At 72.9% G+C, this 14,617-nt stretch carries 12 protein-coding genes; 11 read left to right on the top strand and 1 reads right to left on the bottom strand.

The features are described 5' to 3' along the window. Positions 1–65 precede the first annotated feature (65 nt). Positions 66–3,599, top strand: a complete 3,534-nt coding sequence (gene dnaE, locus J2S58_RS03890) for a DNA polymerase III subunit alpha (protein ID WP_306826348.1) — start codon at positions 66–68, stop codon at positions 3,597–3,599. After that, on the top strand, positions 3,596–4,267 hold the full coding sequence (locus J2S58_RS03885) for a DUF2567 domain-containing protein (protein WP_205256204.1): 672 nt from the start codon (positions 3,596–3,598) through the stop codon (positions 4,265–4,267). Before dnaE ends, J2S58_RS03885 begins: the two co-directional genes overlap by 4 nt. Before the next feature lie 95 nt (positions 4,268–4,362). Here J2S58_RS03885 and J2S58_RS03880 read toward each other — a convergent pair whose 3' ends face one another. Then, positions 4,363–5,094: an NUDIX hydrolase gene (locus J2S58_RS03880; RefSeq protein WP_306826347.1), complete on the bottom strand. Its 732-nt coding sequence runs from the start codon at positions 5,092–5,094 to the stop codon at positions 4,363–4,365. Between the two features lie 45 nt (positions 5,095–5,139). Here J2S58_RS03880 and nadA point away from each other — a divergent pair, with 45 nt between their 5' ends. The 9 genes from nadA (at position 5,140) to hisH (ending at position 13,701) form a co-directional block, all read left to right on the top strand. After that, the gene (nadA, locus tag J2S58_RS03875) at positions 5,140–6,186 is read left to right on the top strand and encodes a quinolinate synthase NadA (RefSeq protein ID WP_205256205.1); all 1,047 of its coding nucleotides are present in this window, start codon (positions 5,140–5,142) and stop codon (positions 6,184–6,186) included. Beyond that, positions 6,183–7,910: an L-aspartate oxidase gene (locus J2S58_RS03870; protein ID WP_205256206.1), complete on the top strand. Its 1,728-nt coding sequence runs from the start codon at positions 6,183–6,185 to the stop codon at positions 7,908–7,910. Before nadA ends, J2S58_RS03870 begins: the two co-directional genes overlap by 4 nt. Continuing rightward, a complete protein-coding gene (gene nadC / locus J2S58_RS03865; protein ID WP_205256207.1) occupies positions 7,907–8,881 on the top strand; it encodes a carboxylating nicotinate-nucleotide diphosphorylase in 975 nt (324 codons plus the stop codon). The genes J2S58_RS03870 and nadC overlap by 4 nt, the downstream gene beginning before the upstream one ends. 56 nt (positions 8,882–8,937) lie before the next feature. Next, the gene (locus tag J2S58_RS03860) at positions 8,938–9,693 is read left to right on the top strand and encodes a carbon-nitrogen hydrolase family protein (RefSeq protein ID WP_205256208.1); all 756 of its coding nucleotides are present in this window, start codon (positions 8,938–8,940) and stop codon (positions 9,691–9,693) included. Between the two features lie 82 nt (positions 9,694–9,775). After that, complete coding sequence (gene hisD, locus J2S58_RS03855) at positions 9,776–11,149, top strand: histidinol dehydrogenase (protein ID WP_205256209.1); 1,374 nt, start codon at positions 9,776–9,778, stop codon at positions 11,147–11,149. Beyond that, positions 11,146–12,300 (top strand): histidinol-phosphate transaminase, encoded by a 1,155-nt coding sequence (locus J2S58_RS03850; RefSeq protein WP_205256210.1) that lies wholly within the window; start codon positions 11,146–11,148, stop codon positions 12,298–12,300. The genes hisD and J2S58_RS03850 overlap by 4 nt, the downstream gene beginning before the upstream one ends. Beyond that, on the top strand, positions 12,297–12,920 hold the full coding sequence (gene hisB / locus J2S58_RS03845) for an imidazoleglycerol-phosphate dehydratase HisB (RefSeq protein WP_205256211.1): 624 nt from the start codon (positions 12,297–12,299) through the stop codon (positions 12,918–12,920). Before J2S58_RS03850 ends, hisB begins: the two co-directional genes overlap by 4 nt. Continuing rightward, positions 12,917–13,069, top strand: coding sequence for a hypothetical protein (locus J2S58_RS03840; protein WP_205256428.1), 153 nt, complete (start codon positions 12,917–12,919; stop codon positions 13,067–13,069). Before hisB ends, J2S58_RS03840 begins: the two co-directional genes overlap by 4 nt. Continuing rightward, positions 13,066–13,701 (top strand): imidazole glycerol phosphate synthase subunit HisH, encoded by a 636-nt coding sequence (gene hisH, locus J2S58_RS03835; protein ID WP_306826346.1) that lies wholly within the window; start codon positions 13,066–13,068, stop codon positions 13,699–13,701. Before J2S58_RS03840 ends, hisH begins: the two co-directional genes overlap by 4 nt. Positions 13,702–14,617: the final 916 nt, after the last annotated feature.

The following is a 14,617-nucleotide window of genomic DNA, read 5'->3' as shown; positions in this document are numbered from 1 at the left end:
AGACGTGGCCGGACATCGGCCGCAGGAGATCGGCCACGACGGCCCGGAGCATCGAGGGGGCAGGAGTGGCAGGGTCCGGCGCGGGCGATTCGTTCGTCCATCTGCACGTGCACACCGAGTACTCGATGCTGGACGGGGCGGCTCGCCTGGGCGAGTTGTTCGACCGGACGGCCGAGATGGGCATGCCGGCCCTGGCCATGACCGACCACGGCAACGTGTTCGGCGCTCACGACTTCTACCGGCAGGCGCGCAAGGCCGGGATCAACCCGATCATCGGCATGGAGGCCTACGTCACCCCGGGCACCTCCCGGTTCGATCGCACCCGGGTCCGCTGGGCGAACGGCGGCGACGACGACGTGTCGGGATCCGGCGCCTACACGCACATGACCCTGCTCTCGGAGTCCACCGAGGGCATGCACAACCTGTTCCGGCTGGCCTCGCGGTCCTCCCTGGAGGGCTACTACTACAAGCCCCGGGCCGACCGGGAGCTGCTGAACCAGTACGCCAAGGGTCTGATCGCCACCACCGGCTGCCCGTCCGGTGAGGTGCAGACGTGGCTGCGGATCGGTGACTACGCGAAGGCGCGCGCCAGCGCGGCGGAGTTCCGGGACATCTTCGGCGCGGACAACTACTTCCTCGAGCTGATGGACCACGGGCTGTCCATCGAGACCCGGGTCCGGGACGGGCTGATCCGGCTCGCCCGCGATCTGCAGCTGCCGATGGTGGCCACCAACGACCTGCACTACACGAACGCCGCGGACGCCGACACGCACGAGGCGCTGCTCTGCGTGCAGTCCGGCAAGACCCTGGACGACCCGAACCGGTTCAAGTTCGACGCCCGCGACTTCTACCTCAAGTCGCCGGCCGAGATGCGGGCGCTCTGGCAGGACAAGTACGACCTGCGCGAGGCGTGCGACAACACCCTGCTCATCGCCGAGCGCTGCTCGGTCGCCTTCGACGAGTCCGCCTCCTACATGCCGCGGTTCCCGGTGCCGGCCGGGGAGGACGAGACCAGCTGGTTCGTCAAGGAGGTCGAGCGCGGGCTGATCGTCCGGTTCCCGAACGGGATCACCCCCGAGGTGCGCAAGCAGGCCGACTTCGAGGTCGGCGTCATCACCCAGATGCGGTTCCCGGGCTACTTCCTGGTCGTGGCCGACTTCATCAACTGGGCCAAGAACAACGGCATCCGGGTCGGCCCGGGCCGTGGCTCGGGCGCCGGCTCGATGGTCGCCTACGCGATGCGCATCACCGATCTGAACCCGCTGCAGCACGGGCTCATCTTCGAGCGGTTCCTCAACCCCGACCGCGTCTCCATGCCCGACTTCGACGTCGACTTCGACGAGCGCCGACGGGGCGACGTCATCCGCTACGTCTCGGAGAAGTACGGCGACGACCGGGTCGCGCAGATCGTCACCTACGGCACCATCAAGGCCAAGCAGGCGGTGAAGGACGCGGCCCGGGTGCTGGGCATGCCGTTCTCCGTCGGTGACCGCATCACCAAGGTGATGCCGCCCCCGGTGATGGGCAAGGACGTCCCGCTGTCCAAGGTGTGGGAACCCACCCACGAGCGCTACTCCGAGGGCGCGGAGTTCCGTCAGCTCGTCGAGATGGACCCGGACGTCAAGACGGTCGTGGAGACCGCCCGTGGCCTCGAAGGGCTGAAGCGGCAGTGGGGCGTGCACGCGGCCGGCGTGATCATGTCCTCCGAGCCGCTGATCGACCTGATCCCGATCATGAAGCGGGAGCAGGACGGCGCGATCATCACGCAGTTCGACTACCCGACGTGCGAGACGCTCGGCCTGATCAAGATGGACTTCCTGGGACTGCGGAACCTCACCGTCCTGGACGACGCGCTGATCAACATCCAGGCCAACCGGGGCGAGACGGTGGTGCTGGAGGAGCTGACCCTGGACGACCGGGTCACCTTCGACCTGCTGGCCCGTGGGGACACCCTCGGGGTGTTCCAGCTCGACGGCGGCCCGATGCGCGCGCTGCTCCGGTCGATGCGGCCGGACAACTTCGAGGACATCTCGGCGGTCGGCGCGCTGTACCGGCCGGGTCCGATGGGCGCGAACTCGCACAACGAGTACGCGGACCGGAAGAACAACCGCAAGCCGGTGGTCCCCATCCACCCCGAGCTGGCCGAGCCGCTCGCCGAGGTGCTGGGCGACACCTACGGGTTGATCGTGTACCAGGAGCAGGTCATGGCCATCGCCCAGCAGGTGGCCGGCTACTCCCTGGGTGCGGCCGACCTGCTCCGGCGCGCGATGGGCAAGAAGAAGAAGTCCGAGCTGGACGCCCAGTTCGAGAAGTTCTCCTCCGGCATGGCCGAGAAGGGGTTCAGCCCGGCGGCGGTCAAGACCCTCTGGGACATCCTGCTGCCGTTCTCGGACTACGCGTTCAACAAGGCGCACTCGGCGGCCTACGGGCTGGTCTCCTACTGGACGGCCTACCTCAAGGCGAACTACCCGTCGGAGTACATGGCCGCGCTGCTCACCTCGGTGGGCGACGACAAGGACAAGATGGCCATCTACCTGGCCGAGTGCCGTTCCCGCGGCATCACCGTGCTGCCGCCGGACGTCAACGCCAGCGAGAAGAACTTCGCCCCGGTGGGTACCGACATCCGGTTCGGTCTGTCCGCGGTGCGCAACGTGGGCACCGGCGTGGTCGCCTCGGTGCTGGCCGCCCGTCGGGACAAGGGCGCCTACACCGACTTCTACGACTTCCTGGACAAGGTCGACGCCACCGCCTGCAACAAGAAGGTCGTCGAGTCGCTCATCAAGGCGGGCGCGTTCGACTCGCTGAACCACCCCCGCAAGGGCCTGCTGATGGACCACGTGCGGGCGGTCGACGAGATCATCGGGCTGAAGAAGGCCGAGGCCTCCGGGCAGTTCGACCTCTTCGGGGAGATGACGCAGGAGGAGAAGGGGTCGAGCTTCCGCGGCAGCATCCCGGACACCGAGTGGGACACCAAGCTGCGCCTGCAGTTCGAGCGGGAGATGTTGGGGCTGTACGTGTCCGGGCACCCGCTGGCCGGGGTGGAGCACGTGCTGGCCGCGCAGTCCGACGCGTCCCTGCCCGACATCCTGGACGGCACCATCCCGGACCGCGCGGTGATCACCGTGGGCGGGATCCTCACCGGGCTGCAGCGCCGGCTGACCAAGAAGGGCGATCCCTGGGCGTCCGCCACCCTGGAGGACCTGGTCGGCGGGGTCGAGGTCGCCTTCTTCCCCAAGGTCTACAGCGAGTGCTCGCTCTCCCTGGCCGAGGACGCCGTGGTGCTGGTCAAGGCGCGGGTGGCCCGCTCCGACGACCGGCTGAGCCTGCACGTGCAGTCGGTGACGGTGCCCGACCTGTCCGACATCGGCAACAAGGGGCCGATGCAGGTGACCCTGTCGGCCACCCGCTGCACCCCGCCCATCGTGGAGCGCCTCAAGGAGGTGCTGCGCGAGCACCCCGGGATGAACGAGGTGACCCTGCGCCTGGTCCACGACGGCCGGATCACCGCGCTGCGACTGGCCGAGCAGTACCGGGTCACCCCGACGTCCGCGCTGATGGGCGATCTCAAGGCGTTGCTCGGCGCAGACTGTCTGACGTGACCCCGCCCGACGACCCGCAGGCCCGGTACGCCCCGGCCCCGTCCGCCTTCCCCGTGCCCGCTCCGGCGGCCGGCCCGGGGCAGCTGGGGCAGATGTGGGTCGACACCACCCCGCCGCCGATCTCCGCGGTGCCGCGCCGACGGGACCGCGGCGTGCTCGGGGTCGGGGTGGCCTTCCTGGTCGCCGGGCTGGTGCAGGCGGTGCTCTGGAGCCTGCTGGCCCCCGGCCGGCAGATCCAGCTGCTCGACCAGGGCCGGTACGCCGTCCTCGGCGGCAGCTTCTCCACCGCCCAGTTCACCTCCATCGCGGTCTTCGTGCTGCTGGGCGTCGTGCTGGCCGTGACCATCGCCGTCGCGGCCTGGCGGGTGCGCACCGCCCGCGGCCCACGGATGCTGCTGACCGTGCTCATCGGCTCGCTGCTCGGCGGGGTGATCGCCTGGGGCCTGGCCACGATGATCGCGCCCGGCACCGATCTGCACGTCGCGGCGGCCACCGGCGCGGTCGGCGACGTCTTCACCGAGCGCCCGGTCACCGGATCGCTGCTGGTGCTGTGCGCGCAGGCCGGTCTGGCCACCGCGGTCTACACGTTCCTCGCCGCCTGGAACGGAACCCCCGGGCTGGGTCGGCTGACCCGGGCGCAGGACGGGGAGCCTTCCGCGGGTCGCTGAGCCTTCCGCGGTCCCCAAGCCTGACGCAGGTCGTCGAGCAGGCGCAGGTCGTCGAGCCGCTCGCCCCGGCTCCGCCGCTCGTCGGTGACCGGCCGTCAGGACCCCGGCGGCCGGAATGCCGCGAACGGGTCGGTGACCCGCAGCTCGGCGACGGTGAAGCGGAACAGTGCGGCCGGGCGGCCGCCGGCCGGGCCGGGGGGAGCGGTGGTGCCGGTCGGCTGGAGCATGCCGCGGCGGGTCAGGATCCGCTGGAGGTTCGTCGGGTCGACCTCGTGTCCCAGGGTGGCCGTCCAGATCCGGCCCAGCTCGGCCAGCGTGAACTCCGCCGGCGCGAGCGCGAACCCGATGTTGGTGTACCCGATCTTCGCGCGCAGGCGTTGGCGGGCGCGCTCGGCGATCGCGCCGTGGTCCAGGGCGGTCGGCGGCAGGTCGTCCACCGGGTGCCAGGCGGTGTCGGCCGGCAGCCGGGCGTCCGCGATCTCCCCGGACCCGCCGTCGCCGGGCATGGGCACCAGGCCCAGGAACCCGGTGGCGACGACCCGACCGCCGGGCACCCGGCCCGGATCGGAGAACACCCCGATCTGTTCCAGGTGGGCGACCCGGGTCAGATCGACCTTCTGGGCCAGCTGCCGCCGCGCGGAGGAGTCGACGTCCTCGTCGGCCCGCACGATCCCGCCCGGCAGGGCCCACCGGCCCAGGTCCGGCTCCTGGCCGCGGCGCCACAGCAGCACCGTGAGGCGGTGCTGGCCGGCGGGGTCCCGGCGGACGGAGAACACCGCGGCCAGGGCCTCGAGGGTGAGGGCGTCGGTTCTGCTAGCATGAGGCACGTTTTCGATCGTAGGTCGAAAACCCCCCGATGACAAAGGAGCATCATGGCCGCCCCCACTCTTCCGGCCCCGTCGCTCGTCCGCCCCGTCCCGCCCGCCTCGGTCCCCGACCCCGTCGACCCCGGCCCCGCGTGGGCCGCCCGGGTCCGGGAACTGGCCGACCAGCGCGACGCGGTGATCCTGGCGCACAACTACCAGCTGCCCGCGATCCAGGACGTGGCGCACCACGTCGGCGATTCGCTCGCGCTCTCCCGCATCGCGACCACGGTCGAGCAGTCGACGATCGTGTTCTGCGGGGTGCACTTCATGGCCGAGACGGCCAAGATCCTCTCGCCGCAGAAGCGGGTGCTCATCCCCGACGCGCGGGCCGGCTGCTCCCTCGCCGACTCGCTGACCGCCGAACAGCTCGCGGGCTGGAAGGCGCAGTACCCGGACGCGGTCGTCGTCTCCTACGTCAACACCACCGCCGCGGTGAAGGCGCTCACCGACATCTGCTGCACATCGTCCAACGCGGTCGAGGTCGTCGCCTCCATTCCGGCCGACCGCACCGTGCTCTTCGGGCCCGACCAGTTCCTCGGCGCCCACGTGCGGCGGGTGCTGGACCGGAAGAACATGCACGTCTGGGGCGGGGAGTGCCACGTGCACGCCGGCATCAACGGTGCCACCCTGGCCGCCAGGGCGGCGGAGTTCCCGGACGCCCAGCTGTTCATCCACCCGGAGTGCGGCTGCTCCACCAGTGCCGTCTACCTCGCCGGCACCGGCGCGCTCGACCCGAAGCGGGTCGAGTTCCTGTCCACCGGCCAGATGGTCGACGAGGCGACGCGCGGCCAGGCCGCCGGGGTGAAGACCGTGCTGGTGGCCACCGAGATCGGCATGATCCACCAGCTCCGCCGGGCCGCACCGAGCATCGACTTCCGGGCGGTGAACGACCGGGCCAGCTGCAGCTACATGAAGATGATCACTCCGGCCAAGCTGCTCACCTCCCTGGAGGAGCTGCGGGACGAGGTGATCGTGCCGGTGGACGTCGCCGCGAAGGCGCGCGCCAGCGTCGAGCGGATGATCGCCATCGGCCAGAGCGGCGGCGGGGAATGACCACCCCGGACCCGGCTGCCGTCATCGACGCGGCCGAGTGGGCCGAGACCCTGCTGCCGGCCTGGGAGGCGACCGCCGACGTGGTCGTGGTCGGCACCGGAGTGGCCGGGCTGACCACGGCGTTCGATCTGATCGCCGCCGGTCGTTCCGTGCTCGTGGTGACGAAGGGCGAACCGGACGAGGGCAGCACCACCTGGGCCCAGGGCGGGGTCGCGGTCGTCCTGGACCAGGTCGCCGATCGGCCGGGCGTGGACGGCGCCCCCGCGGAGGACTCGGTTCCGGCGCACCTGCGGGACACCCTGGAGGCCGGCGGCGGCCTGGTCGACCCGGACGCCGCGGCCCGCATCCTCATCGACGGGCCCGGTGCGGTCGACCGCCTCATCGCCCGGGGTGCACGCTTCGACGTGGGCCCCGGCGGGCTGCTCCGCACCCGGGAGGGCGGCCACCACGCCGACCGGATCATCCACGCCGGTGGCGACGCCACCGGCGCGGAGATCGAACGGGCCCTGCTGGCCGGGATCGACACCGGTCCGGCCGTGCTCACCGATCACCTGGCCCTGGACGTGGTGCTCGACGGTTCCGGTCGGGCCGGTGGGCTGTCCGTGCTGGCCCCCGACGGCTCCGTCGGGCTGATCCGGGCCCGCGCGGTCGTGCTGGCCACGGGCGGCGCCGGCCATCTGTACGCGGCCACCACCAATCCGCCGGTGGCCACCGGTGACGGCCTGGCCATGGCGTTGCGGGCGGGCGCCGAGCTCGCCGACGCCGAGTTCGTCCAGTTCCATCCCACGGTGCTGTTCACCGCCGGGGGTGGACGGGGCCGGCGGCCGCTGGTCACCGAGGCGGTCCGCGGCGCGGGCGCCGTGCTGGTGGACGTGGACGGCGCCCGGATCATGCCCGGCGTGCACCCGTTGGCCGATCTGGCCCCGCGCGACGTGGTCTCCCTGGCCGTCACCCGTCGGATGACCGGCACGGACGGGGCGGGAGCCGCCCCGGCCGACCACGTGCTGCTCGACGCGACCGGCATCGACGGTGCGGAGTTCCGCCGGCGTTTCCCGACCGTGACCGCCGCCTGCCTGGCCGCCGGGATCGACCCCCGGGTCGACCCGATCCCGGTCGCCCCGGCCGCCCACTACAGCTGCGGCGGGGTGCGCACCGACCTCGACGGACGGACGAGCGTGCCCGGCCTCTTCGCGGTGGGCGAGGTCGCGCGCACCGGACTGCACGGGGCGAACCGGCTGGCGTCCAATTCTCTGCTGGAGGGTCTGGTGATGGGGGAGCGGACGGCCGAGGCGGTGAACGCGGCGGTGCTGGCCTCCCGGGTGTGGAACCCGTCGGACGCCGAGCTGGTGCTCACCCGGGCGCCCGGGGCCGATCCGGCCGGGCTCGAGGCGCTGCAGAACGCGATGAGCCGGTGGGCCGGCATCGGCCGGGACGCGGCCGGACTGGCCGCGGCCGACGCCGTCGCCGCCGACACGGCCCGTCGCACGCCCGTGGTGACCGATCGGGCCGCCGTGCAGACGGCGAACCTGGCCCTGGCCGCGCGGGCGTTGCTGGCCGCGGCGGCGGCCCGGACCGAGTCCCGCGGCGCCCACGTCCGAGTCGACTTCCCGGCCACCGACGCCGCGCAGGCCCGGTCGAGCACCGTGCGTCTGGTCGACGGCGAGCTGCGGGTGTCCACCGATCGCGTCGCCGACGGCAGCAGCGACGTCCTGGTGACCCGATGAACACCGGGACGACGACCGACGACGCGGCGGACCGGACCGACACGTCGGGTCGACCGGGGCCGGGTGGGTTCTCCCCGGCCACCGTGGCCGCGCTGGCCCGGGCCGGATTGGACCCGGCCGACGTCGCCCGGGTCGTCGCGGTCGCGCTGGCCGAGGATCTGCGCGACGGGCCGGACGTGACGACCATGGCGACCGTCCCGGTGGACCTGTGGGCCGAGGCCGATCTGACCCCGCGGGAACCGGGGGTGATCGCCGGGGTCGCGGTGGTGATGGCGGTGTTCGACGCGGCCACCGACGGTGCCGTGCGGGTCGAGGCGCTGCTCACCGACGGCGACCGATTGGTGCCCGGCGAGCCGGCCCTGCGCGTGCAGGGCCCGGCCCGGGCCATGCTGACCGCCGAACGGACCGCGCTCAACCTGCTCACCCACCTGTCCGGCATCGCCACCGCCACCCGGGCCTGGGTGGACGCGGTGGCCGGGACGGATGCCCGCGTCCGGGACACCCGCAAGACGCTGCCGGGGCTGCGGGCGTTGGAGAAGTACGCCGTGCGGTGCGGCGGCGGGGTCAACCACCGGATGAGTCTCGGTGACGCTGCGTTGATCAAGGACAACCATGTGATGGCGGCGGGCTCTGTTCGGCAGGCCATCGCGGCGGTACGGTCCCTGGACCCGCACACACCGCTGGAGGTCGAGGTGGACACCCTGCAACAGCTCGACGAGGCGCTGGCGGAAGGGGTTCCGTTGGTCCTGCTGGACAACTTCAGCCTGGCCGACACCCGCGAGGCCGTCCGGCGGGCCGCCGCGCGGAGCCCACGGATCGCCCTGGAGGCGTCCGGCGGGCTGACCCTGCGGCGGGCGGCCGAGGTCGCCGCCACCGGGGTCGACTACATCGCCGTCGGCGCCCTGACCCATTCGGCACCCGCGCTGGACCTGGGCCTGGATCTGCGGACCAGCCTGTCCCCGGCGCGATGACGCCGGACCGGCCCCCGGCCGCACCCGGCTCGCGCCCACCCCTGCGGGTGGCCGCGGTGCAGCTGTCCCCGGTCACCGGGGACGTCGGTGCCAACGCCGTCGACCACGCTCGGTGGGTGGCCGAGGCGGCCGCGTCCGGGGCACGGGTCGTGGTGTTCCCGCAGTTGTCGCTCACCGGCTACGACCCGGACCTCATCGACCTGCACCGCATCCGGGTCGACCCGGGTGACCCGCGCCTGGAGCCGCTCCGCCGGGCCTGTCGCCACCACGGGGTGCACGCCTTCGTCGGTGCCCCGGTGACCGAACCCCGGCCGGTCGCGGTGGGCGCCGGGTCCGCCCCGGACGGGCCGCCGCGCATCGGCACCCTGCACATCGACATCGCCGGTCGGGATCGGGTCGCCTACCTCAAGCGGTACCTGGACGTGGGGGAGATCGGCATCTTCGGACCGGGGGTGAACGACGCCGTCCTGCCCATCGGGGGCTGGCGCCTCGGGCTGGCCACCGGCCGCGACGTCACCGTGGCCGATCACCATTCCCGGCTGGCCTACGCCGGGGTGGAGGTCTCGCTGGTCTCGGGGCTGTACGTGATCGGGGCCGAGCAGCGGCTCGCCGAGCAGATGGCCGCGGCCACCCGGCACGGCAAGTGGGTCGTGCTGGCCCAGTTCTGCGGGGGCACCGGCGGCGGACCGGCCTGCGGCGGCAGCGGGGTCTGGGCCCCCGGCGGGCACCGCGTCCGGCAGCTCGGGCAGGAGCCGGGTGTGGTCCTGGTCGACGTGGACCTCGCGCAGGGCGTGCGTACCGCCGGTTCGTGACGTCCGGATCTCCCCGGCGGACGTGCCCGGGGCGACGTCCGGACCGTTCTGACGGCCGGTGATCACCGCCTACGCTGGACGCATGCTCCAGCGGATCGACCTGCGCCCCTCCTTCGGCTCGACCGTGGACTCCGCGCACGGTCTCACCCGCGCGGTGCGGACCCTGCTCCCGCGGGCGGCGGTGGACATCGCCTCCGCGGCCGCCGTCGTCGAACCACTCATCGACGATGTCCGCGCGCGGGGCGCCGCCGCCGTGCAGGACGCCTCCGAGCGGTTCGACGGGGTGCGTCCGCCCGCGCTGCGGGTGCCGGCCGAGGTCATCGCCGCCTCCGTGTCCGCCCTGCGGCCCGAGGTCCGGGCCGCGCTGCAGGAGGCCATCGCCCGGGCCCGGGTCGGGCACGCGGCGCAGCTGCCGGAGGAGCGGGTCAGCACCATCGCCCCCGGCGGCACCGTCCGGCAGCGCTGGGTGCCGGTGGCCCGCGTCGGGCTGTACGTGCCCGGCGGGCTGGCGCTGTACCCGTCGAGCGTGGTCATGAACGTGGTCCCCGCCCAGGTGGCCGGGGTGCCCGGGATCGTGGTGACGTCGCCGCCGCAGAAGGACAACGACGGCTGGCCGGACGCCAACGTGCTCGCCGCGTGCGCCCTGCTCGGGGTGGACGAGGTGTATTCCGCCGGCGGCGCCCAGGGCATCGCCCTGCTCGCGCTCGGGTCGCTCGAGCAGTCCGACGCCGACGGTCGCGTCGAGCCGGCCGTCGAACCGGTCGACGTGATCACCGGCCCGGGCAACGTGTTCGTCACCGCCGCCAAGCGCGCCCTCCGCGGCACGGTGGCCATCGACTCCGAGGCCGGGCCGACCGAGATCGCCGTGCTGGCCGACGATTCGGCCGATGCCGACTTCGTCGCGGCCGATCTGATCTCGCAGGCCGAGCACGACCCGCTGGCCGCCGCCGTGCTCGTCACCACCTCCGCGGAGCTCGCCGACGCGGTCGAGATCGCCGTCGCCGCACGCATTCCGCGCACCCGGCACGTCGAACGGATCACCGCGGCCCTGTCCGGTCCGCAGTCCGGGATCGTGATCGTCGGATCGATCGACGACGGCCTGGCCGTGGTCGACGCCTACGCGGCCGAGCACCTGGAGATCCAGACGCGGGACGCGGAGGCGGTGGCCGCGCGGGTGCGCAACGCCGGCGCGGTGTTCGTCGGGGCCTTCGCGCCGGTGTCGCTCGGCGACTACTGCGCCGGGTCCAACCACGTCCTGCCCACGTCGGGGACCGCCCGGTTCTCCGCCGGTCTGGCCACCACCACGTTCCTGCGCCCCATGCAGGTCGTCACCTACGACCGGGCCGCGCTGGCCGGGGTGGCCGACCACGTCGTCGCGCTGTCCGCCGCGGAGGACCTGCCGGCCCACGGCGAGGCCGTCACCGCGCGTTTCGAGACTGCCGGAGCGTCGGCATGATCGGGAAGTCCGTCACCCTGGCCGATCTGCCGCTGCGGGCGGACCTGGTGGGGCGCAGCCCGTACGGCGCCCCCCAGCTCGACGTGCCGGTGCAGATCAACACCAACGAGAACCCGTTCCCGCCGTCGCCCGCGCTGGTCGCCGATCTCGCGGCCAGCGTCGGCGCCGCGGCCGTCGAGCTGAACCGGTACCCGGACCGGGACGCGGTCCGACTCCGCGAGCAGCTCGCCGGGTACCTGTCCCGGGCCACCGGGGTGCCGTTGCTGACGGCGAACCTGTGGGCGGCCAACGGGTCCAACGAGATCCTGCTGCAGATCCTGCAGGCCTTCGGCGGTCCCGGTCGGCGCGCGATGGGCTTCGAGCCGTCGTACTCGATGCACCCGATCATCGCCTCCGGCACGCAGACCGACTGGGTGCCGTTCCCGCGCCGGGCCGACTTCACCGTCGACGTCGACGCGGCCGTCGCCGCGATCGAGGAGCACGCCCCGGACGTGCTCTTCGTGACCAGCCCGAACAACCCCACCGGCGGATCGCTCACCCTGGACGAGGTCGCCGCGCTGCTGCAGGCCGCCCCCGGGATGGTGGTGGTCGACGAGGCCTACGCCGAGTTCTCCGACCAGCCGTCCGCGGTCGGACTGATCGACGAGTTCGCCGACCGGTTGCTGGTGGTGCGCACCATGAGCAAGGCCTTCGCCTTCGCGGGTGGACGACTCGGCTACCTGGCCGCCGCACCGGCCGTCGTCGACGCGCTGCTGCTGGTCCGGCTGCCCTACCACCTGTCGACCCTCACCCAGGCGGCCGCGCTGGCCGCGCTCCGGCACGGGCAGGAGACGCTCGCCTCGGTGGCCGCGCTGGTCGCCGAGCGCATCCGCGTCCAGCAGGCCCTCACCGAGCAGGGCTTCTCCGTCGTCGAGTCGGACGCGAACTTCCTGCTGTTCGGGATGTTCGCCGACGCGTCCGCGGCCTGGCAGGCCTACCTGGACGCCGGGGTCCTCGTCCGCGACATGGGTATCCCCGGGTACCTCCGCACCACCATCGGCACCCCCGCGGACAACGACGTCTTCCTGGCCGCCAGTGCCGAGCTGGCGCCCGTCCCGGACGAGACCCTCTCGAACGACACCGCCCCGACCACCCAGGAGCTGCCGGCGTGACCACCGGATCCGATCTCAACCCGCGCCGCCGGGCCCGCATCGAGCGCACCACCAGTGAGTCCTCGGTGCTGGTCGACCTCGACCTGGACGGCACCGGTGTCGTCGACATCTCCACCGGGGTCCGGTTCTACGACCACATGCTGACTGCGTTCGGCGTGCACGGGTCGTTCGACCTGACGGTGAAGGCCACCGGCGACGTCGACATCGACGCCCACCACAGCGTCGAGGACATCGCCATCGTGCTCGGCCAGGCCTTCGCCCAGGCCCTCGGCGACAAGAAGGGCATCCGCCGCTTCGGCGACGCGTTCATCCCGATGGACGAGACGCTGGCCCACGCCGCCGTCGACCTGTCCGGCCGGCCGTTCAGCGTGCACACCGGCGAGCCCGACGCGATCCTCGGCTTCACCGTCGGCAACAACTACCCGGTGGTGCTCAACCGGCACGTCTTCGACTCGTTGGCCTTCCACGCCCGCATCGCCCTGCACGTCCGGGTGCTCTACGGCCGCGACCCGCACCACATCTGCGAGGCCCAGTACAAGGCGATCGCCCGCGCGCTGCGGGAGGCCGTCGAACCGGATCCTCGCGTCGGTGGCATCCCGTCCACCAAGGGTGTGCTGTGAACTGGCTCCCGATCCTGCTCATCGGTCTGGGCGGGTTCCTGTCCGGCGGCGTGCTCGCACTCCGGAAGACCAACCCCACCGGCGCGGTGGTCATCGCGGTGTTCGCGGTCGGCTGCGTGGCCGGGGGCATCCTCTGGTTGCTGTCGTGAGCCCGAAGCTGGTCGTGCTGGACTACGGCTCCGGCAACCTGGCCTCCGCGGCCCGCGCGCTGCTGCGCACCGGGGCGGAGGTCGAGGTGACGTCCGACTTCGACGCCGCCCTCGCGGCCGACGGCCTCGTCGTCCCCGGGGTCGGCGCGTACGAGGCCTGCATGCAGGGACTGAACGCGGTACGCGGCGGCCGCATCATCGGCCGGCGGTTGGCCGGGTCCCGACCGGTGCTGGGCATCTGCGTGGGGATGCAGGTGCTCTTCGACCGCGGCGTCGAGCACGGCGTGGAATCCACCGGGCTCAGCGAGTGGCCGGGAACGGTGGAACGGCTGCAGGCCCCGATCGTCCCGCACATGGGCTGGAACACCGTGCAGCCGGGGGAGAGGTCCGTGCTGTTCGACGGTCTCGACCCGGAGACCCGGTACTACTTCGTGCACTCCTACGCCGTCCGCCGCTGGGAGCTCGAGGTCAGCGGTCCGTTCACCCCGCCGGTGATCACCTGGGCCGAGCACGGCGGCGACCGGTTCGTCGCCGCCGTGGAGAACGGCCCGCTCAGCGCCACCCAGTTCCACCCCGAGAAGTCCGGCGACGCCGGTGCCGAGGTGCTGCAGCGCTGGGTCCGCTCGCTGTAGGTCGCTCGCTGTAGGTCACTCGGCCGGTGCGGGCGCTGGTGTGCCTGTGCCCGGCGGTCGAGGGTGGGCGATCGCGGTGGCCCTGGCCGTGGTGATGCTGTTGCGGCGACCGGCGTCGTGCCGGGCTCGGCCGGTCGTCAGGTCGGACGGGGGCGGGCTCCTGCCCCGGTCTCGCGGTGATCCCTGAGGACCTGCGACGTGTCCGTGTGCCCCATGGGCGGACGGGTCACGAGGGCGGCTCCTGCCGTGCAGTGTGGGTTGCCCGTCCCGATCGTCCCATCCGTCCCTCCTCACCCGTCAGGTTCCCGGCGGGTTGCCCCCGAGGGTTGTCGCTGTTTAGGGTCGAACACATGTTCGACGACCCGGGCGGTGGCGCCGACCCGTTCTCCGACCCGGTCGGGTCGGAAGCGGTCGAGTTGTCCTTCGGTGAGGTCATCGGGGGCGCGGTCCGGGACGGATCGTCCGCCGACGACCTCCCCGATGCCGGTCGTGTCCCTGCCGGCACGGGGTCGGTGGGTGCCGGTGGGGACGGGATCCCGTTCGAGGCCGGGTGGGACGGCACCGGGGTCGTCACCGACTGGTCACCCGACGATGTGTCCGGTGACGGATCCGGCCCGGCGACCGGCGCCCGGTCGGTCGGCCCGGCCGGCCGGCCGATGCCTTCCCGCTCTCCGGGCCGGGCCGACCCGGCCGTCGGCCTCGATCCTCCTGTGGGCCTCTATCATCCGGCGCGGGCCGACTCTCGCGCCGGAGCGGACCGGGCCGCCGTCCTGGCCGATCTCCGTCGACGGCTCGCCGAGGCGTCCGGTCGGCCGGCACCGCTGGGGGCGCCCATCCCGTCCGTCGCTCCCGCGCCGCGGCTGATCGGGGCATCGGCGAGGTCCGCCCGTCGAGCGGACAGCCCGTCGGCCGCCAC

Origin of the sequence: Nakamurella flavida (genome assembly GCF_030811475.1) — a bacterium.
Taxonomy (GTDB): Bacteria; Actinomycetota; Actinomycetes; order Mycobacteriales; family Nakamurellaceae; genus Nakamurella; species Nakamurella flavida.
The sequence above is the reverse complement of the archived record's forward strand: the minus strand, read 5'-3'. Positions and strand labels throughout refer to the sequence as shown.